A 25,705-nucleotide genomic window follows, 5' to 3' on the forward strand; every position below is an offset into this window, starting at 1 on the left:
CTCTCCGGCAATACCGCCCTCGCGGATAGCCGGAGAGATCTCATGCGCCATGACCCGATTGCCGCTGCTGCCGTTATCGGCACAGCCGAAGAGGCAGAGGTCACCGGCGCCGACATCGTCGCCGCGCGTCTCGCCGCAGCGGGCGCAACCCACGCTTTCGGCATTCCAGGCGGCGAGGTCCTGGCACTGATCGACGCGCTGGAGCGGGCCGGCATCCGCTTCCTGCTCGCCAAGCACGAGAACGCCGCCGGCTTCATGGCCGAAGGGCTCTGGCACATGACCGGTGCGTTGCCGGTACTGGTGGCGACGCTGGGCCCAGGCGTCGCCAACGCGGTCAATGCCGTCGCCAATGCCAGCCAGGACCGCGTGCCACTGCTCTTCATCACCGGCTGCGTCGATCAGGCGCTCGCCGAGAGCTACACCCACCAGGTCTTCGATCATCAGGCGGTACTGCAGCCGCTGGTGAAGGCGAGCTTCCGAGCCGCACCTGGCACCGAGGACCTCGTCGTCGCCAAGGCGATCACACTCGCCCGGCGCGGACGGCCCGGGCCCGTCCATATCGATCTGCCGATCTCCGTTGCGGAAGGGAGCGTTCCCCGGCGTGCTCCCCCGCCCCTGCCCTCGCTTGGACCGGCGGTGCCCGCCGATCTCGCAGAGGCATGCAGGCTCGTCGCAAGGGCAGGCAAGCCGCTCGTCATCGCCGGGCTCGATCTCGTCAAGGAGGATGGTTCGGCTGCGCTGGAGCGCTTCATTGCCCGCACCGGCGCACCGCTGCTGACGACCTACAAGGCCAAGGGGCTGCTGCCCGAGACAGATCCCCGTGTGATCGGTGGCGTGGGTCTCTCGCCCAAAGCCGACGCGATCGTCCGTCCGCTGGTCGAGGCGGCCGACCTCATCGTGCTTGCCGGCTACGACCCGATCGAGATGCGCCAGGGCTGGCGGAATCCCTGGCCCGCAGACAAACCCGTGATCGACATCGTCGCGGAGGCGCTGCCGCACGGCATGCATGCTTCGACGCTTCTGCTCGAAGGCGATGTCGACATAGCCCTGTCGCGGCTGGCGGATGCGCTGCCGGCCGAGCGGTCAGCCTGGCCCGGTGGGGAACCTGCCAGGGTACGGGCCCGTTTTCGCGAGGCCTTCGCGCCGTTGCCCGCCTGGGGCCCGCATGCCGTCTTCGAAACCCTGCGCGCGGTGGCACCGGCCGGCACCGTTGCGACCGCGGATTCCGGCGCACACCGCATCCTGCTCAGCCAGATGTGGGACTGCGATGGTCCGCTGCAGCTGCTGCAGTCGACCGGACTCTGCACCATGGGTTGCGCCCTGCCGCTGGCTACGGGCGCAGCGCTCGGCTCGGGCCGGCCGGTACTCTGCTTTGTCGGCGATGCCGGGCTGGAGATGGTGCTTGGCGAGCTGGCGACGCTGCGGGATCTGCGGCTTCCGGTCGTCATCGTCGCGCTCGTCGACGAGAGCCTGGGCCTGATCGCGCTCAAGCAGCGGCAAATGGGCTTAGGCCGCGTCGGCGTCGATTTCGGGAGCACCGATTTTGCGGCGGTGGCGCAAGCGATGGGTGGCCACGGCGTCACGATCGCGGACCGGAAGACTCTCGAGCGCGAGACGATTGCTGCGTTTGCCCGCGAGGGCTTCACCCTCCTCGCCTGCCGGATCGATGCCGCGCAGTATGAAGGGGCCTTTTGATGGCCAATCCTCACGACAAGCCGGCGAAGCGTCCGCGCGACGAGCGGCTGGATTTTTTTCGCGGTGTGACGATGCTGATCATCTTCGTCGCACATCTGCCGGAGAACAGCTGGAATGCCTGGATTCCGGCCCGTTTCGGGTTTTCGTCCGGTGCCGAGCTCTTCGTCTTCTGCTCCGGCATCGCCAGCGCGCTCGCCTTCGGCAGCGTGTTTGTGCGACGCGGCCTCTGGCTCGGCACGGCGCGGATAGGCTACCGGATCTGGCAGGTCTACTGGGCTCAGCTCGGTCTCGTGCTGGCACTGATCGCACTGGCCGCTGGAATCGACCGATTCTTCGGCCTCGGCGTGCTCGCCAAGCAGTTTCCATCGTTGCTGGGCGATCCCGAACGCGCGCTGCTCGGCCTGGCCACGCTGACCTGGCAACCGGATTATCTGGACATCCTGCCGATGTACCTCGTCATCCTGTCGCTGGTGCCGGTGATGATGGTGCTACGGCGCCTGCACGATGCCCTGCCCTTCCTGCTCGCCGCGTTGCTCTATGGGCTGGTCTGGACCGCGGGGCTCGACCTGCCTGGCAATCCCTGGACGGGCGCAGGCTGGTTCCTGAACCCCTTTGCCTGGCAGCTCATCTTCTTCATCGGCTTCTTCGTTGCGATGAAATGGCTGCCGGTGCCCCGGCTCGGCGATGCTCGGCTGATGCTGACGGCGACGATCTTCCTCGCCCTGTCGGTGCCGCTTTCCTTCTGGGGCGTGCTCGACCACTGGCCTGCGGCCCAGGCCCTGCACGACCTCATTCTGCCCGCAAGCGAGAAGAACGGCCTGCATATCCTGCGCGTGCTGCATTTCCTCGCGCTGGCCTATGTCGTGCTGAGCTTGATCGAGCCCTGGCGCCGGCGGCTCGACAGCGGCGCCGGCCATCTCCTGATCCTGATCGGCCGGCAGTCCCTGGCCTGTTTCCTGGCAAGTGTCGTGCTGGCGCGGCTCATGGGCGTCGTGGCGGATAGCTTCGGCCGTAGCGAGCCGGTGGTGGCACTGCTCAACCTCACGGGCTTCGCGTTGATCCTCGCCACGGCGGTCGTGGTCGGCTGGTTCAAGAGCGCGCCCTGGCTTGCGTCCGCGAAGCCGTTTCCCCGGGCGCAGGAGACGACTCCAGCCGGCCTCCCTCTCTCAACACGGGTCCGTGAAGCGAGTTGAACGGCGTTTGATCGCCCTCCTGCGAACTCTCCGATGAGCGCCCCAAACGAGCGCCGACATGGAGCTGCCGATGCCCTTCTATCACGATCTCTCCGGCGACCGCCTCACCGTCGCCAACGACGCTGCCAGATGCGCCTGGAACGAGACGCTCGAGGCGCTCCTGGCCCATGCCGCTGCGACGCCCGAACATCTCGCCTGTACGCTCGCGGCCGATCCCGATTTCGCGCTCGCTCATGCCGCCAAGGGGCTGATGCTGCTCTCGCTCGCCCGTGCCGAGCTTGTCGGCCCGGCTCGGACCTGCCTCGGCCTTGCCGAAGCCGCTGCGCGGCTCAGGCCGGTCACGCGGCGCGAACGGATGGTCATCGAGGCGCTGGCGTTGTGGCTCGACGAGGCACCGCGCCGCGCGGCCGAGCGGCTGGAAGCGATCCTACTCAGCCATCCCCACGACGTGCTCGCGCTCAAGCTCTCCCACGGGCTGCGCTTCATGCTCGGCGACCAGCGCGAGATGCTCGCCACCTTGCATCGCTTCGCGCCCGGCTTCGGCGAGGACCATCCGCTCTCCGGCTATGTCAACGGCTGCTACGCCTTCGCACTGGAGGAACGCGGCCTCTATGCCGAAGCCGAGCGAACGGGACGCCGCGCCGTGCAGCTCTGCCCGCGCGATGCCTGGGGGCGCCATGCCGTCGCCCATGTGCTGGAAATGACCGGCCGGGCAAATGAGGGCGTCGCCTGGCTCGGCGACAGCCGCAGCATCGCCCATGCCAACAACCTGCGCTTCCACATCTTCTGGCACCTCGCCCTGTTCCGGCTGGAGCGCGGCGAGACCGCCGAGGTGCTGCGGCTTTATGACGAAGACATCCGCGCTGACCCGACGGATGATTACCGCGACATCGCAAACGGGGCCTCTCTGCTGGCGCGCCTCGAATACGCGGGCGTCGCTGTCGGTGGCCGCTGGGAAGAGCTGGCCGCCAAGGCGGAGGGCCGCGTGCATGACGGGCGCCTCGTCTTCGCCGATCTGCACTACCTGCTCTCGCTGCTCGGCGCCGGCCGTCGCGATGCGGCCGAAACCATGGCGCAAAGCCTCTTGCACGATGCACGGACCCATCCGAGCCGCGAGCGTGCCGAGGCCGCCCGAAGTGGCGCGCTCGCAGCGCACGGGCTGATCGCGCTCAGCGAGGGCGCTCACGCGGAGGCCGCCCGCCTGCTCGGCGCCGCACGCAGTAGCCTCGCCGCGATCGGCGGAAGCCATGCCCAGCGTGACCTGTTCGAGCAGGCCCACATCGAGAGCCTGATCCGCGCCGGCAGTCACGACCTCGCAGCGCGGCTCCTCGAGCAACGCCTCGCCCGACGCGGGGGCTCCAACCGCTTCGCGGCGCGCCGGCTCGCGCAATTGCGCCGCCACACGCCAGGCCGCCTCGCCGCGCTCGCGGTCGCTGCCACCCCCCTCGCTGTCACGCATTGACACTCGCAGAAAGGATCCGAGCCATGACCACCGCAACCATGACCCGCAGCGTCGCCCTCCCTTCAAGCCGGACGGTGATCAACCTTGCACTGGGCGGCTTCGCCGGTCTCGGTTTCTGGGAGCTGTTTTCGGCCGTGCCGACCGCCTGGGTCGCCGGCTTCCCGCTGGAGCCGCCGGAGCTGGTGAAGGCGCTGTTCTACCATCAGTTCGGTCTCCAGCTATCGACCCCGATAGCGAAGTTGCTCCACTTCACCACGGGCTTCCTGTTCTACCCACTCGGCTACTGGATCCTGACCCGCTGGGTGAAGAGCTTCGGCATGCCGGCCGACGGCTGGATCTGGGGCGTGATCACCTATTTCATCGCGCTCGCCTTCTTCGCCCCGCTCGGCGGCCAGCGCTTCCTGCTCAACGACGTGCCGCTTCTCTCCTTCATGAGCCTCATCGGCCATGCCCTCTACGGCTGGCTCTCGGCCTACGTCTTCGAGGCGCTGGAGGCCCGCAAACCGTGACTGCCCGTCGGCAAGGGCGAGGCATCATGCCGGACAGGCGCCGCTGCATCTTGCTCGGACTCGCGGCGCTGGTGGCCTCGACGGCGAGCGCCGGCACCGTTGGCGCGGTCAACACGCTCGGCTCCCGCGAGCGGATCGCGATCCGCGGCTACGACCCTGTCGCCTATTTCCGAGACGGTGGCCCGCGACCCGGCAGGCCCGAGTTCTCGGTCCGCCACGGTGGCGCGATCTGGCGTTTCGCCAGCGCCGAGCACAAGGCGCTGTTCGAGGCCGACCCCGAACGCTATCTGCCGGCCTATGGCGGCTTCTGCGCCTACGGCACCGCGCGAGGCTATCTCGTCAAAATCGAGCCGGAAGCCTGGTCGATCATCGACGGCAAGCTCTATCTCAACTACGACCTCGACGTGCGGCAGACCTGGCTCAAGGAGACGGCGGCCTACATCGCACGGGCCGACAGGAACTGGCCACGCCTGAGCGTGCGCCCTGCCGGTTCGGCCGCCGTCAATCGTTGACGTTCGCCGCAGGAAACGTCGGGTGCGCTGCTGGGTCGGATTGGCGAATCGTCACCGCGGCGCGCCGTGGAATACTCACCCAGGATGGGTTTCCTGCGCTAATATGCTGATAATATTACACCTTGCGCGCAGTGATTAGTGCAATGCGATTGACGTCATCGACGATGCGCCTTGCCGGGACTTTGGCGAGCAGCCCGTCCACGATGCAGCGTGCGGCCTTGTCCTGGAAGGCCATATAACCATCGTGTCGTGGCCGCATCATCGCGCCTTCGAGCGTCGCGCGCGTCCGGCTGTAGAAGCCGTTGGCAGCCTGGTCGACTGCCTTGTCCAACCAGGCAGCTCCATGTCCCGGCTGGCCGCCGGCTGCGGCATAGGGCCCACGCTGGACCTCGCCCGATGTGACCCAGTAGGCGAATTTCAGAGCCGCCTCGTGCTGTGCGGAGCGGGCGGAGACCGCAAGACCCGTCCCGCCGAGAACCGAGCCCAACGGCCCGCTCGACCCAAGGCAGGGGATGTCGGCGAAGGCGAGCCGGTTTGCCCGGAAGCCGACATGGGCGTAGCTGACATATCCGTAAACCAGCGGGCAGCACGCGAGATCGTCGCTATCCGCCAGCAGGTCGAGTGCCGCGATCGGATCGAGCGAAAAACAGCGCTCGTCGAGATGGTCGGCGAGTTCGGCAAGCTGCCCGATCACGGCTTCGCCGACGGCGCGCGGCAGGAAGTCTTCGCCATTGCCGCCGGGCCGCCAACCGAGGTTGGCGGCAAGCGTCATCACGCACATCAGCGAATGGGGCGCGCGCAAGGGCAGGACGACCTTGCCTGTGCGGGCCAACGCGATGACCTCCCCCCATGCTTCGGGCGCGCTGTCGAGCAGGTCGGGCCGCCAGGCCTGCACCTGTGTCGCTGCGTCCAGCGGAAGCGCCCAGAGCCGGCCATCGAAAACATAGCTGTGATAGGACAGCCCGACCGAGCCGGCGAGCATCGCGCGCCGCTCAGCCGAGAAGCCCGGCTGGTCGAGCGGGTAGAGGCAGCCCTCGCGGGACACCTGCCCGGCATGGGGATGGTCGATGACGATCAGATCGTAGCGTCGCGCCAACTCCTCGACCGGAAAGGACTCGAAGTCCTGGAGCGAGCGCTTCTCCCAGGTGATCTCGACGCCGTTACGGTCCTTGTAGAGGGCCGAGCAGGCAACGAGAGGGTCATAGCCGCGCGGGTGGTCCCAGGTCATTCCGCGCAGGCGGATACCAGCCATTCTCGTCGATCCTCTTGTCAGGCGTTCTTGAGGGCGTCGGCAAAGGCGGCGTTGAACCAGTCGACGAGACCTTCGGTGCTGCCTTCGCCGCGCAGGAAGGCGTTGGTCTTCACACCGCCTTCCTCGAAGAACGGCACATAGCCGGCAAATCGCGGCCGCAGATAGGCCGAGCCAAGCGTGCGCAGCGTGCCGGAGAAGAAACCGAGGCTCTGTGCATCGCAGTCCGGATCAGTCCAGGCCTGGAGCATTCCGGGCTGGCCGCCATCAGCGAAATAGTGCGTGCGCTGATAATCCGGCGCACAGAGCCAGAGCCCGTAGCGCACCGCCTCGGCCACGTCGCGGCAGCGGCTGGTGACGCCGAATCCGGCACCGCCGAGCAATGTGCCCTGGCAGGCGCGATCGCCCGCCGCGACGATATCGGCGAAGCGCAGTGGCTTCTCGGCGTCCCCGCGACAGTAGTTGGTGTAGCCGAAGGTGTAGGGGATATAGGCGATCTCGTCGCCGTCGGCGGCCAGATCCAACATCTGGATCGGGTTCATCCGGACCGATTCCGGATGACTCAGCGCAACCAAGGCCTTGAGACGCTCCAGCAACCGAATGCCGAACTCCCGGTCGAGGAAGACCGGGTTCTCCGCCGTCACCGGGCGCCCCAGATTGGCGGCGAGCGTCAGCACCATGCAGACTGCGTCGATCGGACAGGCCGGCACGCCGACCCAAAGCCCGTGCTCGCGCAGCTCCCGCGCCAGTCGCAGCAATTGGTCGAATGTCGCCGGTGGATGGCGCCCGGCCTTGGTCATGAGGTCGGGCCGATAAGCGGCGACCTGCGCGGCGGCATCGATCGGCAGACCGTAGATGGCGCCCTGCCAGTGATAGGAGCGCCAGGATGGACCGACGGCCCCGGCATCGAGCCAGGCCATGGCTTCCGCCGGAATATGCGGCGTCAGGTCGACGAGCAGGCCCCGCTTTGCAGCCTGGCCGACGAAGGGGTGATCGAACACGATGAGATCGAAACGCTCGGCCAGCTCCTCCAGCGGCAATTCGCCAAAGTCGCGCAGGCTGCGCGCCCGCCAGGAGATCGCGACGCCAGGCCGTTCGGCACGATAGCGCGCAATGCTCTTCTCGAGGGGTGCGCGCCCGCGTGGGTGGTCCCAGGTGATACCTTCGAGGGTCGTGCTCACGCCTTGACTCCTTCGGCCTTCTTGCGTTCGGAGCGAGCGACGAAATCGCGGATGCGCTGCATGCCGTCGCCGGTGAGGAAGAGCGCGCAGACCGCGTCGCGCTCGGCGTCGAGTCCAGCGTCGAGACCGGTTTGCCAGGCGGCCAGGTTCAGCCGCTTCAGATCGGCCAGTGCGCCAGCCGGGTGCCGCGCCATCTGTTCGGCCAGCGCCAGCGCCTCACCGAGCGCATCCTCCGCGACGCGGTTGACCACGCCCCAGCTCGCCATCTCCTGCGCGCTGGCGAAGCGCCCGGTCATCAGAAGCTCGGCGGCCCGATTGGGACCGAGCTTGCGGGCGAGGCGCTGCGTACCGCCACCGCCCGGGACGAGACCGAGCTTGACCTCGGGCAGGCCCAGCTTGGCGTCGGCATGGGCGACGATCAGATCGGCTGAAAGCGCGATCTCGAAGCCACCGCCGAGCGCATAGCCTTCGACCGCGGCGATCACGGGCTTGGGCATCCCTTCGAGCGCGCCATAGACGCGGCCGGCACTCTCCTGGAAGTCCCGGAAAGCTTCGGCCGACTGCGTGGCATAGGCCTTGACGTCCGCGCCGGCCATGAAGTTACCGCCGGCGCCGCGCAGCACGAGCGCGCGGATCACCGGGTCGACCGCCGCCTCGGCGATCGCCGCGAGTATCTCCTCGACCATGGCGCCGCTCATGGCGTTGAGTTGGTCGGGACGCGAGAAGGTCAGCAGCGCGACCGGGCCGCGCCGCTCGAAATCGATGAGCACGTTCGTCATGCTGCGGCTTCATCCGCTTTCGGATGAACCCAGACGGCACCGGAATTCCGCAACGCCGCGATACGCTCGCTGTCGAAACCGAGTTCGGCGAGAATTTCGACCGTATGCTCGCCGACCATCGGCGCGTGCCGCTCAATCTTACCAGGCGTTTCTGAGAGCGTGATCGGCACATTGACCGTCTGCACTTCGCCGATCACCGGATGCTGGTATGAGGTGAAGGCGTTCATGTGCTTCACCTGCGGGTCCTCCGGCACCTCCTCCTGGCGCAGCACCTCGCCGCACCAGAGATCGAAGGAGAGCAGCCGTTCCATCCAGGTGGCGGTCGTGCGCGTCTGCGTCACCGCCTCGATGGCGGCGTGAACCTCGTCCCGCCGGTCGAACAGCGCCTCGGCGTCGTCGAAGCGGGCAAGCTCCGGCGCTTCCAGCGCCTCGACCAGCTTCGCGAAGGGGTTCATCGCGATGTTCAGGAAGCCGTCCTTCGTGCGGTAGACGCCGAAGGGCGCCGGCATACCGGGATGGGCGATGCCTGAATTCGGGCGCTCGAAGACACGCCCGGTATTGAGCGTGGTCACGAATTCCTGGGTCTGGTGCGCGATCAAGGCTCGGAACAGATCGACCTCGATCTTCTGGCCGCGGCCGGTCTTCTCGCGATGATAGAGCGCCGCGAGGATGCCGTAGACCATATGGTAGGAGCCGAGCTGGTCGGCGATGGCGACGCCGAGCGGCGTCGGCGAGACGCCGGAGCGCCCGGTGACGGACATGATGCCAGACAACCCCTGCAGCAGCAGATCCTGGCCAGGCCTCTCCAGATAGGGGCCGCTTTCGCCATAGCCGGAACCGGAGCAGTAGATCAGCCGTGGGTTGAGGCGCGAGAGCTCCTCGTAACCGAAGCCGAGCCGGTCGAGCACGCCCGGCCGGAAGTTCTGAACGAAGACATCGGCCGTGGCGGCGATGTCCTGCAGCAGCTTCTTGCCCTCGGGATTCTTCAGGTCGACCGCGAGCGAGCGCTTGTTGCGGTTCCAGGCGAGGAAGCTGGGGTTCTCGAAATCGCCGACCTTGCGATTGAAGAAGGAAGGCAGGTCCCGATAGAGATCGCCGCTGACCGGCCGCTCGACCTTGATCACGTCGGCACCGAGATCGCCAAGCATCTGCGTGGCGAAGGGGCCGAACAACAGGTGACTGAAATCGAGCACGCGCAGCCCTGAAAGCGCTCCGCTCATGCGGCTTCTCCTTCGTTGTCGCCGGCCTGGCGCGGATCGCGCCAGCCGAGCGCGGCCGAGATTCCGGCCGCAGTGGCTATGACGGCCCGTTCCGCCTCGTCGACGCCGACCGCGAGGCCCTTCTGGGCGAGGAACGGGATGGTGAGGCAAGCGGCGATGACGCCGCGATGATCGAAGACAGGCTGGCTGAGATTGGTCACGCCGGAGACGACGAGGCTTTCGCGACGCTCGCCGCCCTCGGCGAGCACCTTCTCGGCGCGCTCCGGCAAGGTTCTGGCCAGCTCGGGAAAGGAGGCGATGCTCGCATCCAGCAGCGCCTGGCGGTGATGCTCCGGCTGGTAGGCGAAGAGCACGGCACCGGAACTCGTCTCGGCCAGCGGAAACTGCGCCCCCAGGCGGACCGCATAGTGCATCGCTCGCGGCGCATCGACCTGTGCGACGATCAGGACGCGCGCGCCGCTGAGCACTGCAAGATGGCAGGATTGCTGAGCGTCGGAGGCCAGCTTCTCCATCTGGGGCAGCGCGACCGAGAGCAGCCGATTGGTCGGAGGATTTTCGTGCGACAGCTCGAAGAGCTTGAGCGTCAGCGCGTACTGATCGGAGTCGGCATCGCGCCGGATATAGCCGCGCGCTTCGAGGGCGAGCGCGATCCGATAGATCTCGCCCATCGAGCGACCGAGCGTACCGGCGATCGTGGTCAGCGACATGCCGCTCGCCGAGCTCGCAAGCAGCTCGATGATGTCGAGCCCCTTTTCCAGCGCCGGCGCGCGATAGCGATTGGAAGCGTCGTTCTCGTCACTCACGGTTCCGACTCCCTGTGGAGCCGGGTCGGAAACCCGGCTCCAGCGGCGTTCTCATCAACGGCCGAGCTGCTTGCGGACGTCCGCGACCAGATTCGGCGACCAGTCCGGGAATGCCTTCTGGATCGATTCGGCAGCCTTCTCGAAGGCGGCGCGGTCGACATCGGAGACGATCGTCATGCCGTGCTTCTGAAGCTCGGCGACCGAGCTGTCGTAGACCTTGTCGGATTCGGCCGTCATCCAGTCGCAAGCCTCGTTCGCGGAGGCCTCCAGAGCCTTCTTCTGGTCCGCATTGAGCGCGTTGAAGGCCTTCAGGCTCATCACGACCATGGCGGCGTCGAGGATGTGATTCGTCTTCATGTAGAACTTCGCGGCCTCGAAGTGCTTCTGATCGACGATCGCGTTCGGCGGTGCTTCGGCGGCGTCGATGACGCCTTGCGAAAGCGCGCTGTAGACCTCGGGCCAGGGCATCGGGGTTGCCTGGCCGCCCGTCGATTTGACGAGCTCCGTGTAGATCGCAACCGGCTGCACGCGGACCTTCAGCCCGGCAGTATCGGCCGGCGTCCGGACCGCCTTGTTGCGCGTATAGAGATCGCGCGTGCCGAAATTGAAGAAGCACAGCGGCTTGATGTTGTACTTGACGAGGTCCTTCTCCCAGCCCTTCACCAGCGGTGAGTTCGCGACCTTCTTCACCTCGTCCCAGTTCTTGAACAGGAACGGATGCACCATCACGGAATAGTTCGGCACATACTGGGCGATGGTGCCCGGGCCGACCTGGGTGATGATGTTGGAGCCGAGCGTGAGCTGCTCGAGAACCGCCGAGTTCTCGCCGAGCTGCGCGCTGGGGAACAGGTCGATCTGCACCGCCCCACCGGATGCCTTCTCCATCGCAGCCTTCAGACGCTGCCCGCCGAGATTGACGATGTGGGTCGGCGAATTCATGTGGCCGAAGCGCAGGACGGGCGTCTTCTGCTGTGCCTGCGCGGACGGTGCCGTCGCCAGCAGCGCCAGAACGAGTCCCGCCGAGGCGGCGATGGTCCGAGTCGTCATGTTTCTTCTCCCAGTTGTGCTGTTCTTGTTGTCGGTTGCGGTCAGAGATAGCCGAGCCAGGTCGCCGTGCCGGGGATGGCCGCAATCAGCGCCGCGATGCCCAGCAGCATGGCAAGCCAGGGCAGCGATTCCCGGATGAAGTCCTGGAGCGGCACACGCGCGATGGTGCAGGTCGTGAACATGACGGTGCCGACGGGCGGAGTGATCCCGCCGAGATGGATCATGTAGACGAAGAAGATGCCGAAATGGATCGGGTCCACACCCAGCTTCACCGCCGCCGGTGCGAACATCGGCGCCAGGATCAGGATCAGAGCGGTGCCCTCGACGAACATGCCCGCGATCAGCAGCAGCACCGCGACAATCAGGAAGAGCATGAACTTGTTGGCGGCCGTGACGACGAGCATCTCCGCCACCCTCTGCGGCAACTGCTCGAAGGACAACGCCCAGCTCAGGGCGGTCGAAGCGGCCAGAATGATCATGATCACGCTGGTCGTCGTAGCCGTGGAAGCCAGAGACTCGGCGATGTCGCGCCAGTTGCACTCGCGGTAGACGGCGCAGAAGAGCAGCGCATAGATGACCGCGACGGCACCGGCTTCCGAGGCGGTAAATATCCCGATGCGGATGCCGATCACGATGATCGCCGGCATCAGCATCGCCGGGACGGCACCCCAGAATGTCTGGAGCAGGCGCGCCGGACTGGCTCGTTCCGTACTGCGCTCATAGTTGCGCCGCTTGGCGACCCAATGGGACATGACCATCATCCCGGCCGTCATGATCAGGCCAGGCACGATGCCGGCCATGAACAGCCTGCCGATCGAAAGGTCGGTGACGAAGCCATAGAGGATAAGGCCGATGCCCGGCGGGATCATCGGCGCGATCAGCGCCGAAGCCGCGGTGACGATCGCGGCATAGGCCGGGCTGTAGCCGCGGCGGACCATCTCGGGATTGAGGGTCTTGGCATGCATCGCCGCTTCGGCATTGGCAGAGCCTGTCATGCCGGCCTGCAGCATCGACAGCACGATGTTCACCTGCGCGAGGCCGCCGATCATGTGCGCCGTCAGTGCCGAGGCGAAATCCATCAGCCGGCGGGTGATCCCGGAGATGTTCATCAATTCGCCCGCCAGAATGAACAGCGGGATCGCGATCAGCGGGAAAGACTGCGTCCCGACGATGATGTTCTGGATGTAGGCGACATCGAGAATATCCGGGTCCGACAGCGTCACCGCGATGCCGGTGCCGAGGAGGACGAAAGCGATCGGCAGACCGATGACGGTCAGCGACAGGAAGACCCCGAGCAGGGCAGCGGGGCTCATTGCGCATGCCTCCCGATCGGCCGCCCCATCGCGCTGCAGACCAGCGACCAGATCTCATAGGCAGCGAAGACCGCGAAGCCGACCGGCATCGCCATGTAGACCCAGATCATGGAGATGCGCATGGAGGCGATTTCCATGCGTGTCCGCATCGCGAGGTCCCAGGAATAACGGATGAGGAAAAGCGCGATCGCGATCATCAGCAGCCGCACGATGGCGGCGAGGATCCCGGCGACCCCTGCCGGCAGCATCGTGGTGAACAGGTCCACCGCCATGTGCGAGCCCTCATGGGCTGCCGGCGTCAGGCCGAGGAAGACCAGCCAGACGAACAGGATCGTGGCGAGGTCGAAGCTGAAGATCAGCGGCGTGTTGAGAACGTAGCGAAAGACGACGGCGATCGCGACGATCCCGACGATGAGCGCCACGAGCGCGATGAGCAGCGCCCGATAGGCGGCAGCGAGGATATGCAAGGGCGCCTCCGATTGGGGCGCTGTTCTGCTTGTGCGCCTCTCTCGCATATGAAATCAACTTTCATATACGAAATCAAGACGACTCTGCTTAGGCTTTTTCGAAAAAGCGTTTCATGGCCGACCGGCTCCCGGGAAATGGGTTCCGGGGCGCCACGTTTCGGCCTTCGTGAGGAACGCTACGGTCAAGTGCCGGGAGGCTCTGTCACCGAGCGCCTGCCTGTATTGCTGGCAGGCGCCATCCCGTGACCTTATCGGCTCTCTTCCGACCCCAAGCCGGCGCAGACGAGCCGCACCAGCATGTCGATCTGCTGCTCCAGAGCCGCGACCGGCACCGCGATGAGCTTTTCGTCCAGCCCAAGGACCAGGACACCATGGACGGCTGAAAACAACGTACGGGTCAGCAGGGTGAGCCGGTCCCCGCCCGCATTCGGAAGCAGTTCGGAGAGCGGCACGGCGATGTGTCGGAACAGCTGCATCTGCTCGGAGACAGCCCAGTCCGGCACTTCGCTGCCCTCCGCCATGCGATGGTCGAACAATGTGCGCCACAGATGCAGGTTGGCCCGGGCGAAGCGGCAATAGGCAAGCGCAATCGCGACCAGGCGCTCAACCGCCCCCTCCGGCCCTGATTCGACCTCGGTCAGAGCAACATCGAGCCGGGAGAGCGTGCGCGAGCCAACGCGCAGGACGAGCTCGTCCATGTCCTGGACCAGATTGTAGATCGCCCCCAGCGAACAGCCGACCTCGCTCGCCAGCTCCCGCGCCTTGAGCCCGGCAAGCCCTTGCGCCGCGATCGCCCGCTCCGCCGCCGCGATCAGCGCCTGCCGCTGCTCTTCTCTGCGCCGCTGGGTTTCCGACATGCTCACCTGCACCGCTCCTTGGCCTCTGCCCGGCCTCTTTTTTGAACATTGTTCAAAATTATTCTTGAACGCCGTTCAAGTTCGGTATACATCGCAATCGTGAACAATGTTCATAGCGGAGGTTCGCCAATGTTCAAGACGTTCGTTACCCTCTTCCGCGGTCAGGTTGCCGCAGCTGGCGAGGAGATCGCCGACCGCAATGCCCTGATCATCCTAGACCAGCAGATTTGGGATGCCTCGGCCGCCTTCGAGCGCGCCCGGCGCGCGCTGGCCGTCGCCATCGCTCAGGACCGCCAGGAGAGCACGCGCATCACCGGTATCGAAATCCGGATCGCGGATCTCGAAGTCCGCGTCGGTGCCGCCTTGCGATCCGGCGACGAGGCGGCTGCCCGCGAGGGGGCGGAAGCGATCGCCACGCTGGAGGCCGACCGCGACGCCGCAGCGGCAGGGCAAGCCCTCTTCGCCGCCGAGATCCTGAAGCTGCGCCGGCATGTCACCCAGGCGCAGGCGCGTATCGCCGAGCTGGAGCGCGGCCGGCGGCTGGCACGGGCCTCGGAATCGGTCCGGCATCTGCGCCGTGGCCGCATCGAGCCCGCCCCTCTGCATGAGGCGAGCCTCGCCGAGGCCGAAAAGACGCTGAGCCGGCTGCGCGAGCGCCAGATCGAGACCGAGGCAGCCGAGCAGGCTCTCGACCAGCTCGACGATGCCGCCACCGCCTCGGTGGCCGAGAAGCTCGCGGCGAAGGGCTTCGGCCCGCGCCTGAGGACGACGGCGGACGACGTTCTCGCCCGCTTGCGCGGCGGCCTCGCCGAGCCCGGCACGGCCTGATTCTACATCGGTTTTCTCACATTATCTCAACGCATTGGAGACCGCCATGAATCCGAACGCTCAACCTCACAGCAGCGCCTGGGTCAGCTTCACCTACGCGTCGTTCTTTGCCGCCGCCGGCCTCGTCGTCGCGGGTATCCTCTTCCTGCCGCTGGACTGGTGGGCAAAGGGCTATCTCGGCATGGGCGTCGCCATGCTTGTCCAATCCTGCATCACGATGACCAAGACGGTGCGCGACAATCACGAGGCGGCCAGACTGGTGAACCGCATCGAGGATGCCCGTACCGAGCGGCTGCTGATGGAGACCGGCAAGGTCTAATGGAGTTCTGACGAGGGCGGAGCGTTTCCGACGCTCCGCTAACCGCCACTTAACCGCGTACGAACCGCAGCGGCAGCCCGCAACGATTGCTTTGCCAATCCCTGCGAGCCTCCGCCAAAGCCTCCCTCGGAGCTGCCATGTTCGACACCCTGCTCTTGAAGCGCCGCTTCGCGCCCCTGTTCTGGGCGCAGTTCTTTTCCGCCTTCAACGACAACTTCCTGAAGAACGCGCTGGTCTTCATCATCCTCTACCGGATGCAGGGCTCGCATGGCGAAGCGCTGGTGACGCTGGCCGGCGGCCTGTTCATCGCGCCCTTCTTCCTGCTCTCGGGGCTGGGCGGCCAGATCGCCGACCGTTTCGACAAGGCCCTGATCGCGCAGAGGCTGAAGCTGGCCGAAATGGGCGCATCTGCCGTTGCGGTCGCCGGCTTCTGGTTCCATTCCGTGCCGGTACTCTTCGTCGCGCTCGGCCTCTTCGGAACGATCGCGGCGCTGTTCGGGCCGATCAAATACGGCATCCTGCCCGACCATCTGAAGCGCGAGGAACTGCCGGCCGGCAACGCGCTGATCGAAGGCGCGACCTTCATCGCCATCCTGCTCGGCACCATCGCCGGCGGCCTGACGGCGCGCGAGGGCGGCGACGCCGCCTCGCTTTCGGCGCTGATCCTGGTCTTCGCCGCCGCCTGCTGGGGCTCGACCCTCTTCATCCCCAGGACCGGCGCCGCCGCACCCGACCTTGCCATCGACCGCAACATCATCCGCTCGACACGCGACCTTCTTGTCGATCTCTGGGGCGACGCCCGCCTGTGGCGCACCGGCGTCATGGTCTCGCTGTTCTGGCTGATCGGCGCGGTGGTGATGTCCCTCCTGCCCTCGCTGGTGAAGAACGGCATGGGTGGCACGGAGATCGTGGTCAGCATCTATCTCGGCCTCTTCGCGATCGCGATCGCGGTCGGCTCCGGCATCGGTTCGTTCCTGTCGAGCGGGCGCATCGTATTGCTGCCGGTACCGATCGCCGGCTTCGTCATCGCCCTGTTCGCGCTCGATCTCGGCTGGGCGATCTCCGGCATCGCTCCGCATGTCCCGGCCGTCGAGGCGGGACCATTCTTCGCCAACCCATCCGCCTGGCGCGTCGCCATCGACCTGACCGGCCTCGCCATCGCCGGCGGCGTCTTCATCGTGCCCTCCTTCGCCGCCACCCAGACCTGGGCACCGGCCGAGAAGCGGGCCCGCATCGTCGCGGCGGTTAATGTGCTGTCCGCCGCCTTCATGGTGGCCGGCGCCATCGTCGTCGCATTGCTGCAGGCTGCGGGGCTGACGCTGGCGCAGCTCTTCCTGATCCTCGGCGCCTTCACCCTCGCCGCCTCCGTCTGGATCCTGCGCGTTCTGCCGACCAATCCGGTCAGCGATGCGCTCTCGATCGTGCTGCGTGCCTTTTACCGGCTCGAGGTCACCGGCCAGGAGAACATCGCCAAGGCCGGACCGAACGCCGTCATCGCGCTCAACCATGTCAGCTTCCTCGACTGGGCGGTGGCGCTCGCCATCCTCGACAAGGAGCCGGTTTTCGCCATCGACCACGGCATGGCCCAGCGCTGGTGGGTGAAGCCCTTCCTGCGCATGACCCGCGCCATGCCGCTCGACCCGACGCGCCCGCTGGCGACACGCACACTGATCAATGCCGTCAAGGACGGAGAAAGCCTCGTGATCTTCCCAGAAGGGCGTCTCACCGTGACCGGCAGCCTGATGAAGGTCTATGACGGCGCCGCCATGATCGCTGAGAAGTCCGGCGCCAAGGTCGTGCCGGTCCGCATCGAGGGGCTGGAGGCGACCATCTTCTCCCGCCTCACCCGGGAGCAGGTTCGCCGCCGCTGGTTTCCCAAGCTTCGCGTCTCGGTGCTGGAACCGGTCGCCCTCACCGTGCCGGAGGAGCTCAAGGGCAAGGCGCGCCGGCAGGCGGCAGGCGCGGCGCTCTACCAGATCATGTCAGACCTGATCTTCCGCACCACGCCGATCGACCGCAGCGTCTTCGACGCCGTGGCCGAGGCGGCCGGCATCCATGGCTGGAGCCGCGTCGCGGTCGAGGATCCATTGACCGGGGCGCTGACCTATCGCCGTCTCATGATCGGCGCCCATGTGCTCGGCCGCAAGCTGATGCCGATGGCCGAGAAGGGCGAGGCGATCGGCGTGATGCTGCCCAACGCCAACGGCGCGGCGGTGACGCTGCTCGGCCTGTTCTCTGCGGCCCGCGTACCGGCGATGATCAACTTCACCGCCGGCGCAACCAATGTCGCCGCCGCTTGCAAGGCCGCGCTGATCAGGACCATCGTCACCTCGCGCGCCTTCGTCGAAAAGGGGCGCCTGACCGGGCTGGTCGAGGCGCTGCAACCTGATGTCCGCATCGTCTATCTGGAAGACGTTCGTGAGACGGTCAGCTTGAGCGACAAGCTGAAGGCCTTCTGGGGTCATGGCCAGGCGCTCGTGCCGGCGACGGGGGCGGATCGCGCCGCGATCCTGTTCACCTCGGGCTCGGAAGGCACACCGAAGGGCGTCGTCCTGTCGAATGCGAACATGCTCGCCAATGCGGCGCAGGCCGCCGCGCGCATCGATTTCGGCCGGCGCGACAAGGTCTTCAACGTCCTGCCGGTGTTCCACTCCTTCGGTTTGACGGTGGGGCTCGTCCTGCCGCTGGTCTCCGGCGTGCCGGTCTATCTCTACCCCTCGCCGTTGCACTATCGGATCGTGCCGGAGCTGGTCTACGGCTCGAACGCCACGATCCTGTTCGGCACCGACACCTTCCTCTCCGGCTACGCCCGCGCCGCCCATCCTTACGATCTGCGCTCGCTGCGCTACATCCTCGCCGGTGCCGAGCCGGTGAAGGAGGCGACGCGACGGACCTATATGGAAAAGTTCGGCCAACGCATCCTGGAGGGCTACGGCGTCACCGAGACCGCGCCGGTACTGGCGCTCAATACGCCGATGTTCAACCGCTTCGGTACGGTCGGGCGGATCATGCCTGGCATGGAGGCGCGGCTGGAGCCCGTGCCGGGTGTCGAGGATGGCGGGCGCCTCTCCGTACGCGGCCCCAACATCATGCTCGGCTATCTGCGCGCCGAGAATCCCGGCGTGCTGGAGCCGCCACCGGAAGGCTGGCACGACACCGGCGACATCGTCACCATCGACCGCGACGGCTTCATCACCATCAAGGGTCGCGCCAAGCGCTTCGCCAAGATCGCCGGCGAGATGGTCTCGCTCGCGGCGATCGAGGGCATGGCTGCCGAGCTCTGGCCCGATGCGCTCTCCGCCGTCGCCAGCCTGCCCGATCCGCGCAAGGGCGAGCGATTGGTGCTGGTGACGCAGAAGCAGGGCGCGACCCGTGCCGATTTCCAGGCTTTCGCCAAGACCAAGGGTGCCTCCGAATTGATGGTACCGGCCGAGGTGCTGGTCGTGCCGGCCGTGCCGGTGCTCGGCTCGGGCAAGCTCGACTTCGCCGGGGTCACGCGCCTCGTCAAGGAACGCGCTGCGGCGCAGGCGGCAGCGTGATCGGTTTCTGGCTCAAGGCGCTGACGCGCCCGACCCTCGACCTCACGCTCGCCACCCATGCCGGGCTGGAGACGCGGATCGTCGAACGCCCGGGTGCTGTGCTCGATGACGAAGCGCTCGGGGCGCTGGTGGAGAAGCTGCGCGGCATCGCCTCCCGCACACTGGACAAGGGGGCTCTCACCTACGGCGTCTTCTCCGGCGAACGCGAGCGCCTTGCCCAAACAGTGGTGACTCTGATCACTGACAAGGCGAGCGGTCAGGCCATTGCCTTCAATGCGCTGGCCGAGATGAAAATACCGCTCGACGGCGACACGCAGACCGTCACCCATCTCGGCCTCGTCATGGTCGATCCCGAGGCGCGCGGGCGCGGCCTGTCCTGGGTGCTCTACGGCCTGACCGTGCTGGTGCTGTTCGTCCGCGGCGGGCTGCGGCCGCGCTGGGTCTCCAACGTCACGCAGGTGCCCGGCGTAGTCGGCATGGTCTGCCAGACCTTCTCCGACGTCTATCCCTCGCCAGATCCCGGCAGCCGCCAGAGCTTCGCCCATCTGACGCTGGCGCGGCGGATCATGCGCGATCACCGCGACGTCTTCGGCGTCGGCCCGGAGGCCGGCTTCGACGAGGCCCGCTCCGTCATCACCAACGCCTATACCGGTGGCTCCGACGACCTGAAGAAGAGCTTCGAGGTCGCGACCCATCACCGCGAGGAACGCTACAACGACTTCTGCCGACACGAGCTCGACTATGAGCGCGGCGACGACGTGCTCCAGATCGGTCGCATGGACCTCGCCGCGGCGCGGCGCTACCTACTCGGCCAGGTGCCCCGCGCCTCGCTGCCCGGGTTGATCGGCGCCTCGCTCTTCCTCCTGCTGCAGAGCTTCGTCCTGCCACTCTTCCACTGGCTCGACGACAGCCGACGCTTCGGTATCCTGCGACCCCGCGCGGCAAAGGCGAAACCCTGATGCAAGGCTCCGATGGCGAACGTTTCGACTATGAGCGCTTCACCACCCGCAATATCGGTTTCGTCACTCCTGCCGAGCAGGAGCGGCTGAGAGCGAGCCGCGTCTTCGTCTGCGGCGTCGGCGGCATGGGCGGGGCGGCCTTCATGGCGCTGGTGCGAGCCGGCATCGGCCATTTCGTCGTCGCCGATATCGATGTCTTCGAGGTCTCGAACCTGAATCGCCAGGTCTTCGCCAACGCCGCCACGATCGGCCGGCCCAAGGCGGAAGCTGCCGCCGAAGCCGCCCGCGCGATCAACCCGACGGTGCAGATCGAGGTACTCGGTGCCGAATGGAGCGAGCGGCTGCCGGAGATCGCTGCGCGCTGCCCTGTCATCGTCAATGGCATGGACGACATCGCGGCAGGCCTGCATCTCTACCGCACAGCCAAGTTGGCCGGCGCGACCGTCATCGACGCCTATATGTCCCCCCTGCCCTCGATCATCGTCGTTCGCCCGGACGACCCGCGCCCCGAGGAGCGTCTGGGCTTCCCGACGCTGGGCAAGGACTGGCAGAGCCTGAGCGAGGGAGACCGGCGCGCCGCGCTCTTCTGCGAGGTCGAGCACGTCATGCTGCATTCGCGCTCGCGCCATCACGTCGATCTTGCCATCGCCGCCGAGGTCGCGGCCGGCCGACGCAGCCGCATGTCCTTCGCGCCGATGGTCATCACCACCGGCATGCTGATGGCCGATGAAGCGATCGCGCTCGCACTCGGGCGCCACACGGGCACGGATTGCCGCGGCTGGTTCTTCAACCCGCATCGCCCCGCGGTGGAGAAGCCTCTCCCAGCGCCCCTTGCCGCTCTGCTGCGGCCCTTCGTGCGCCGGGCGCTGCGCAAGATGATGGCCGGGCCATGAATCCGGCTCTGGTCGCCGACACCATCGCCGACCTCTGCGGCGCGCTTGGCGTCGGCGTGGCGATACTGACTCTGCGGCGGCGCGATCCGCATGGCGCCCTCACCGCGCGCTTCCTGCCGGCGCTCGGCCTCGTTGCCGCCCTCTTCACCTTGCGTGGCCTCGGCGGCTGGAGCGGCAGCGCCCTGCTCCAGCGCAGCGCCCTCGTGTGTGCCTCGCTTTTCCCGCTCGCCGCGCTGATCGTGGCCGAGGGGACGCTGCGCCGGCATGCCCCGCGCTGGCTCAAGCTCGCTGTGCTCGCCGGGGCGCTGTTGCTCGCACTCGCCAGCCTCGCCGGCCTTCCAAACCACGTGCTGCTCTATGGCTCGCTGCTCGCTGCCTTCCAGATCGCGACCTTTGCCAGCCTCGGCCTGCTGCTCTTCATCCGCGACCGAACCTCCCTGACCGCGGCCGAGAATGACGGCGTCTGGCGGCTCGGCTGGGGCGCCTTCCTCGTCCTGCCCTTCATCCTGAGCGATTTTCGCGGCCTCTGGCCGGACATGCCGGTCAGGCTCGGCGGGCTCGGCGCGCTGCTGATCGTCTCGCTGATGCTGGTGACCGGAGGTTCGACCCGGACGCGCCGGCAAGGCTTCGCGCTGATGGTGCTGCGCCTCGTCGGCGCGATGGCGCTCGGGCTCGGAGCGGCCTTCCTCATGGCGAACCCCGATCTCGCCGACATGGCACGGATGGTCGCGATCGCCCTCGCTGGGGTGCTGGCCATCGGCCTCATGGTCGATGCGCTGAACGGCGCCTTCGAGCAAAGCACCCCCGGCATGCTGGCCTCGCTGGCCCGCTCAGGCGCAATGGGGCGCGAGGCGCTCGTCGCCCAGCTCACGGAGCATCCGCTGTTCGAGAATGCCGCCCGCCTGCGCGAAGTCGACCTCGCCGACTACGACCCACCGGTCCTGCGCGCGGCCCTTTCGGACGTGGCCGTGCTGCGCGCGGCCGATCGTCCCTGGGGCCGCAAGCTCGACGCTCCCGACTATCAGCGCCTCGCCGCGTTGCTCGCGACCCATTCCGCCAGCCACTTGCTGGTCCTGGGACGGGATCCACTCGATCTCATCCTGCTGACGGTGCCGGTCGTCTCCGCAGATCCCGCGACCGAGACCGCGCTGGTGCTGATCCGCCGGCTGCTCGCAGACGCGCCCCGGGAGGCCGCATGATCGAGATCCTCCGCAATGACCGCCGGCGCGCCTTTGCCGTCTCGGCCGAGATCTACCCGCGCGAGAGCGCCTATGTGCCACCGATGTGGTCCGATTTCGACCGCATACTCGATCCCGCGCGCAATCCTCTCGTCACCGAAGGGCATGGTCGCTTCGAGCTGTTCACCGCACTGCGCGACGGCCGCCCGCTCGGCCGCATCGTCGCGACGATCCACGACGCCTCGAACGCCCGCCATGGCATGCGCAGGGCCCAGTTCGGCTATTTCGACTGCGCCGACGATCCGGAGGTCGCAACCGCCCTGCTCGGCGCCGCCGAGGAGTGGGCCCGCGAGCGCGGCATGACGGAGATCGTGGGCAACTTCAACCTGACCGCGATGCAGCAGATCGGCATGGTGACGGAGGGCTTCGAGCGCGCGCCCTATACCGATATGATCTGGAGCCCACCGCATCTGCCGCTCGTGCTCGAAGCAAACGGCTACGCCCGAACCTTCCCGATGACCACCTTCGAGATCGCGCTCGGCGAAATCGATCCTGCCCGGCTGCTCGGCCCGAAACAGCACGCTGTTCTCGCCGATCTCGACTACAGCTGGCTGCCGATCGACCGCAGTCATTTCGCGCAGCGGCTCGAGGATTCGCGCCTCATCCTCAATGACGGCTTCGATGCCAATCCCATGTTCGTGCCGCCCACGGCCGGCGAATACCGCTTCCAGGCCGGCGACATGATGTGGGTCATCGACAAGCGGATATCGACCGTGATCCAGTTCCGTGGCGAGCCGGTCGGCGCGATCATCGCGATCCCCGACCTCAACCCGCTGGTGAAAGCGGTCGGTGGGCGCATCGGCCCCTCCTTCCCGCTGCGCTTCATCTGGCACCGCTGGACCAATAAGCGGGCCGTGATCGTCTACCAATCCGTCTGCCGCGCCTTCCACGACCGCGGGATCAACGGCGCCATGCTCTACAAGGTCTCAAGGGCGCTGAAGGCCGCCGGCTACACCACGCTCGGCGGCACCTGGATCGCCGACATCAATGGGCCGAGCTTGCGGCAGGCGGAAAAGGCCGGTGCGAAGCCGCTGCACAAGCTCCATCTCTTCGCCAAATCTCTGGCCCGGTGAGCCCGCTATGATCGAGCGCCCGCTCCTGGAGGAACTTGTCGCCGAGGCGCGGCTGGCACCCAGCGTCCACAACATCCAGCCAACGCGCTGGCGTTGCATCGGCGAACGCATCCTCGTCCTGGCCGATCCGTCGCGCCGCCTGCCCGTCGCCGATCCGAGCGGTCACGATGTCCGCCTCTCGCATGGTGCTGCCGTCGAAGGCATGGCTCTGTCCCTCGGACGGCGCGGGCTCCGCCTCATCGAAACCGAGCTTCACCCCGCTGTGGCGCCGGCCGTGGATGGCCTTGCCCCGATCGCAACGCTACGGATCGCAGCCGGCGGCGAGCCTGATCCTCTTGCGGCTGCTGCGCCACGCCGCAGCAGCTGGCGCGGCCGGTTCGACAGGGCGACCGGCGCGGCCGACGCCGCCATGGCCGAGGTCGCGGCCGCAGAGCACGATCTGCTGGTGGTCGCAGCGGATCAGGTCGGGCGGATCGCGCAACTCGCCGATAGGGCGAACCTGCATTTTCTCTGCGATGCGGCGCATCGCCGCGAGTTGCTGAGCTGGATGCGGCTCTCGCCGCGCCATGCCCGCTATGCGACCGATGGGCTCAATGCGGAAGCGCTGGCGATGGGGCGGATAGAGGCCTTTGGGGCCGGACTTGTGCTGGGGCCGCTGTTCGAGCCGCTGCACACGCTCGGCCTCGCTGGTGCCCTGACGGGCGAAAGCACGAAGACGCGCTCCGGCGCGATCGCGCTGTTCCACCGGCCGGTGGGGGAAGACCCGCTCCTGTCGGGTCGGGCCTTCTATCGCGCCTGGCTCGGTCTGACGCAACGCGGCTTCAGTGCATGCCCGATGTCTGTTCTGGTCGATTGGCCCGAGGCGCGCGAGGCGCTGGAAGCTCTCGTCCCGCTGCCGCCCAGCCGCCGGCTGGTCAACGTCTTCCGCTTCGGGCTGGCGCCGCGAGCACGGGCCGGCGGGCATAGCCGCCTGCCCGTCGACGCTCTGATCACCTAGCGGCGACGGAGCGATCCGAGCGGATCACACGTCTCTGCCAATGGCTTGGAGCCGGATCCGATCAGATCGATTCAACCTGACCGGAGCCGATTCCAGCGTATCGCGTTACGCGCCGAGCCCACCCATGAGGGTGTACTTGATCTCGATGAACTCCTCGATGCCGTGGAGCGAGCCCTCGCGACCGAGGCCGGATTCCTTGACACCGCCGAAGGGCGCGACCTCCGTGCCGAGAATGGCCGAATTGACGCCGACCATGCCATATTCGAGCTCTTCAGCGACCCTGAAGGCACGGCCGAGGTCCTTGGTGTAGAAATAGGCGGCCAGGCCGAAGGGCGTGTCGTTTGCCATGGCGACGACCTCGTCCTCGCTCTTGAAGCGATAAACCGGCGCCAGCGGCCCGAAGGTCTCCTCCCGCGTAACCAGCATTTTCGTCGTGACGCCCGACAACACGGTCGGCTCATAGAAGGTGCGGCCGAGCGCATGGCGCTTGCCGCCGACCATCACCCTGGCGCCGCCCGCGACCGCATCCGCGACGTGACGCTCGACCTTCTCGACCGCGCGCTCGTTGATCAGCGGCCCCTGCACCACGCCGACCTCGACGCCGTTGCCGACCTTCATCTTCGCGACCTCGCCGGCGAACTTCTCGACGAAAGCGTCGTGAATGCCCTCCTGCACGAAGAGCCGGTTGGTGCAGACGCAGGTCTGGCCCATGTTGCGGAACTTCGCCGCGATCGCGCCCTGCACGGCGGCATCGAGATCGGCGTCGTCGAAGACGATGAAAGGCGCGTTGCCGCCAAGCTCGAGCCCGACCTTCTTCACGGTCGAGGCCGCCTGCTGCATCAGCAGCTTGCCGACCGGGGTCGAGCCGGTGAAACCGATGAAGCGCACGGCCGGATGCGAGGTCATGACGCCGCCGATCGCGACCGCATCACCCGTGACGATGTTGATGACGCCCTTCGGGAAGCCCGCCCGCTCCGCCAGCACAACCAGCGCCAATGCGGTCAACGGCGTGTCGGGAGCCGGCTTGACCACGAAGGTGCAGCCCGCCGCGAGGCCCGGCGCGCATTTGCGCGTGATCATCGCCGCCGGGAAGTTCCAGGGCGTGATCGCGGCGCAGACGCCGACCGGCTGCTTCGAGACGATGATGCGCGAATGCGGGAAGGGCGAGGGAATCGTCTCGCCATAGATGCGCTTGGCCTCCTCCGCGTAGAATTCCACGAAGGAGGCGGCATAGGCGACCTCACCGCGCGCCTCGGCCAGCGGCTTGCCCTGCTCCGCCGTCATGATCTGTGCCAGATCCTCCTGGTTCGCCATGATCAGCTCGAACCACTTGCGCAGGATCTGCGAACGCTCCTTGGCAGTCTTCTTCGCCCAGGGCTTGAAGGCGCGCGCGGCAGCCTCGACCGCAGCCGTGGTTTCGTCCGCACCGAAGCGCGGCACCTTGGCTAGCACCTCGCCCGTCGCCGGGTTCTCCACCGCGTCGACAGCCTCGCCGATCCAGGCGCCATCGACATGGCACTGTGACTTCAGGAGGGACGGATCGTTCAATGTCAGCATGATGGAATCCAGCTT

At 67.0% G+C, this 25,705-nt stretch carries 23 protein-coding genes; 13 read left to right on the top strand and 10 right to left on the bottom strand.

From position 1 onward, the window contains the following. Positions 1–42: 42 nt before the first annotated feature. From CE453_RS17200 to CE453_RS17220, 5 genes are read left to right on the top strand one after another with little or no spacing between them, the layout of a single operon-like run. Complete coding sequence (locus CE453_RS17200) at positions 43–1,695, top strand: thiamine pyrophosphate-binding protein (protein ID WP_089175689.1); 1,653 nt, start codon at positions 43–45, stop codon at positions 1,693–1,695. After that, complete coding sequence (locus CE453_RS17205; RefSeq protein WP_089175690.1) at positions 1,695–2,888, top strand: OpgC family protein; 1,194 nt, start codon at positions 1,695–1,697, stop codon at positions 2,886–2,888. The genes CE453_RS17200 and CE453_RS17205 overlap by 1 nt, the downstream gene beginning before the upstream one ends. A 58-nt stretch (positions 2,889–2,946) precedes the next feature. Further along, positions 2,947–4,350 (top strand): tetratricopeptide repeat protein, encoded by a 1,404-nt coding sequence (locus tag CE453_RS17210; protein ID WP_198302132.1) that lies wholly within the window; start codon positions 2,947–2,949, stop codon positions 4,348–4,350. A gap of 23 nt (positions 4,351–4,373) precedes the next feature. Continuing rightward, a complete protein-coding gene (locus CE453_RS17215) occupies positions 4,374–4,859 on the top strand; it encodes a hypothetical protein (RefSeq protein ID WP_089175691.1) in 486 nt (161 codons plus the stop codon). Positions 4,860–4,885: 26 nt separating this feature from the next. Then, positions 4,886–5,371, top strand: a complete 486-nt coding sequence (locus CE453_RS17220; RefSeq protein WP_089175692.1) for a YHS domain-containing (seleno)protein — start codon at positions 4,886–4,888, stop codon at positions 5,369–5,371. Positions 5,372–5,486: 115 nt separating this feature from the next. On the opposite strand, the gene CE453_RS17225 is transcribed toward CE453_RS17220, so the two are convergent. The 9 genes from CE453_RS17225 to CE453_RS17265 form a co-directional block, all read right to left on the bottom strand. Next, positions 5,487–6,623 (bottom strand): extracellular solute-binding protein, encoded by a 1,137-nt coding sequence (locus CE453_RS17225; protein WP_089175693.1) that lies wholly within the window; start codon positions 6,621–6,623, stop codon positions 5,487–5,489. A 17-nt stretch (positions 6,624–6,640) separates the two neighbouring features. Further along, positions 6,641–7,801, bottom strand: coding sequence for an ABC transporter substrate-binding protein (locus tag CE453_RS17230; protein WP_157733079.1), 1,161 nt, complete (start codon positions 7,799–7,801; stop codon positions 6,641–6,643). Then, complete coding sequence (locus CE453_RS17235) at positions 7,798–8,580, bottom strand: enoyl-CoA hydratase/isomerase family protein (RefSeq protein ID WP_089175695.1); 783 nt, start codon at positions 8,578–8,580, stop codon at positions 7,798–7,800. Before CE453_RS17235 ends, CE453_RS17230 begins: the two co-directional genes overlap by 4 nt. Further along, positions 8,577–9,800: a CaiB/BaiF CoA transferase family protein gene (locus CE453_RS17240; RefSeq protein ID WP_089175696.1), complete on the bottom strand. Its 1,224-nt coding sequence runs from the start codon at positions 9,798–9,800 to the stop codon at positions 8,577–8,579. The genes CE453_RS17235 and CE453_RS17240 overlap by 4 nt, the downstream gene beginning before the upstream one ends. Continuing rightward, positions 9,797–10,603, bottom strand: coding sequence for an IclR family transcriptional regulator (locus CE453_RS17245; protein WP_089175697.1), 807 nt, complete (start codon positions 10,601–10,603; stop codon positions 9,797–9,799). Before CE453_RS17245 ends, CE453_RS17240 begins: the two co-directional genes overlap by 4 nt. Before the next feature lie 54 nt (positions 10,604–10,657). Further along, on the bottom strand, positions 10,658–11,650 hold the full coding sequence (locus CE453_RS17250; protein ID WP_089175698.1) for a TRAP transporter substrate-binding protein: 993 nt from the start codon (positions 11,648–11,650) through the stop codon (positions 10,658–10,660). A gap of 41 nt (positions 11,651–11,691) precedes the next feature. Continuing rightward, positions 11,692–12,963: a TRAP transporter large permease gene (locus tag CE453_RS17255; protein WP_089175699.1), complete on the bottom strand. Its 1,272-nt coding sequence runs from the start codon at positions 12,961–12,963 to the stop codon at positions 11,692–11,694. Further along, a complete protein-coding gene (locus CE453_RS17260; protein WP_157733080.1) occupies positions 12,960–13,430 on the bottom strand; it encodes a TRAP transporter small permease in 471 nt (156 codons plus the stop codon). Before CE453_RS17260 ends, CE453_RS17255 begins: the two co-directional genes overlap by 4 nt. Positions 13,431–13,678: 248 nt before the next feature. Then, positions 13,679–14,287: a TetR/AcrR family transcriptional regulator gene (locus CE453_RS17265; protein ID WP_089175701.1), complete on the bottom strand. Its 609-nt coding sequence runs from the start codon at positions 14,285–14,287 to the stop codon at positions 13,679–13,681. A gap of 129 nt (positions 14,288–14,416) precedes the next feature. Between CE453_RS17265 and CE453_RS17270 the strand changes: the two genes are divergently transcribed. The 8 genes from CE453_RS17270 (at position 14,417) to CE453_RS17305 (ending at position 24,133) form a co-directional block, all read left to right on the top strand. Continuing rightward, the gene (locus CE453_RS17270) at positions 14,417–15,115 is read left to right on the top strand and encodes a PspA/IM30 family protein (RefSeq protein WP_089175702.1); all 699 of its coding nucleotides are present in this window, start codon (positions 14,417–14,419) and stop codon (positions 15,113–15,115) included. A 46-nt stretch (positions 15,116–15,161) separates the two neighbouring features. Beyond that, positions 15,162–15,434, top strand: a complete 273-nt coding sequence (locus tag CE453_RS17275; protein ID WP_089175703.1) for a YiaA/YiaB family inner membrane protein — start codon at positions 15,162–15,164, stop codon at positions 15,432–15,434. A 137-nt stretch (positions 15,435–15,571) separates the two neighbouring features. Next, positions 15,572–18,973 (top strand): acyl-[ACP]--phospholipid O-acyltransferase, encoded by a 3,402-nt coding sequence (locus CE453_RS17280; protein WP_089175704.1) that lies wholly within the window; start codon positions 15,572–15,574, stop codon positions 18,971–18,973. Next, on the top strand, positions 18,970–19,932 hold the full coding sequence (locus CE453_RS17285; RefSeq protein WP_089175705.1) for a hypothetical protein: 963 nt from the start codon (positions 18,970–18,972) through the stop codon (positions 19,930–19,932). The genes CE453_RS17280 and CE453_RS17285 overlap by 4 nt, the downstream gene beginning before the upstream one ends. Continuing rightward, positions 19,932–20,825, top strand: a complete 894-nt coding sequence (locus CE453_RS17290; RefSeq protein WP_089175706.1) for a HesA/MoeB/ThiF family protein — start codon at positions 19,932–19,934, stop codon at positions 20,823–20,825. The genes CE453_RS17285 and CE453_RS17290 overlap by 1 nt, the downstream gene beginning before the upstream one ends. Next, positions 20,822–22,024: a hypothetical protein gene (locus CE453_RS17295; protein ID WP_089175707.1), complete on the top strand. Its 1,203-nt coding sequence runs from the start codon at positions 20,822–20,824 to the stop codon at positions 22,022–22,024. The genes CE453_RS17290 and CE453_RS17295 overlap by 4 nt, the downstream gene beginning before the upstream one ends. Next, positions 22,021–23,136 (top strand): GNAT family N-acetyltransferase, encoded by a 1,116-nt coding sequence (locus CE453_RS17300; protein WP_089175708.1) that lies wholly within the window; start codon positions 22,021–22,023, stop codon positions 23,134–23,136. The genes CE453_RS17295 and CE453_RS17300 overlap by 4 nt, the downstream gene beginning before the upstream one ends. Before the next feature lie 7 nt (positions 23,137–23,143). Then, positions 23,144–24,133 (top strand): nitroreductase family protein, encoded by a 990-nt coding sequence (locus CE453_RS17305; RefSeq protein WP_248307770.1) that lies wholly within the window; start codon positions 23,144–23,146, stop codon positions 24,131–24,133. Between the two features lie 105 nt (positions 24,134–24,238). Here CE453_RS17305 and CE453_RS17310 read toward each other — a convergent pair whose 3' ends face one another. Next, complete coding sequence (locus CE453_RS17310; protein ID WP_089175709.1) at positions 24,239–25,690, bottom strand: NAD-dependent succinate-semialdehyde dehydrogenase; 1,452 nt, start codon at positions 25,688–25,690, stop codon at positions 24,239–24,241. Positions 25,691–25,705 lie beyond the last annotated feature (15 nt).

Origin of the sequence: Bosea sp. AS-1 (assembly GCF_002220095.1) — a bacterium.
Taxonomy (GTDB): domain Bacteria; phylum Pseudomonadota; class Alphaproteobacteria; order Rhizobiales; family Beijerinckiaceae; genus Allobosea.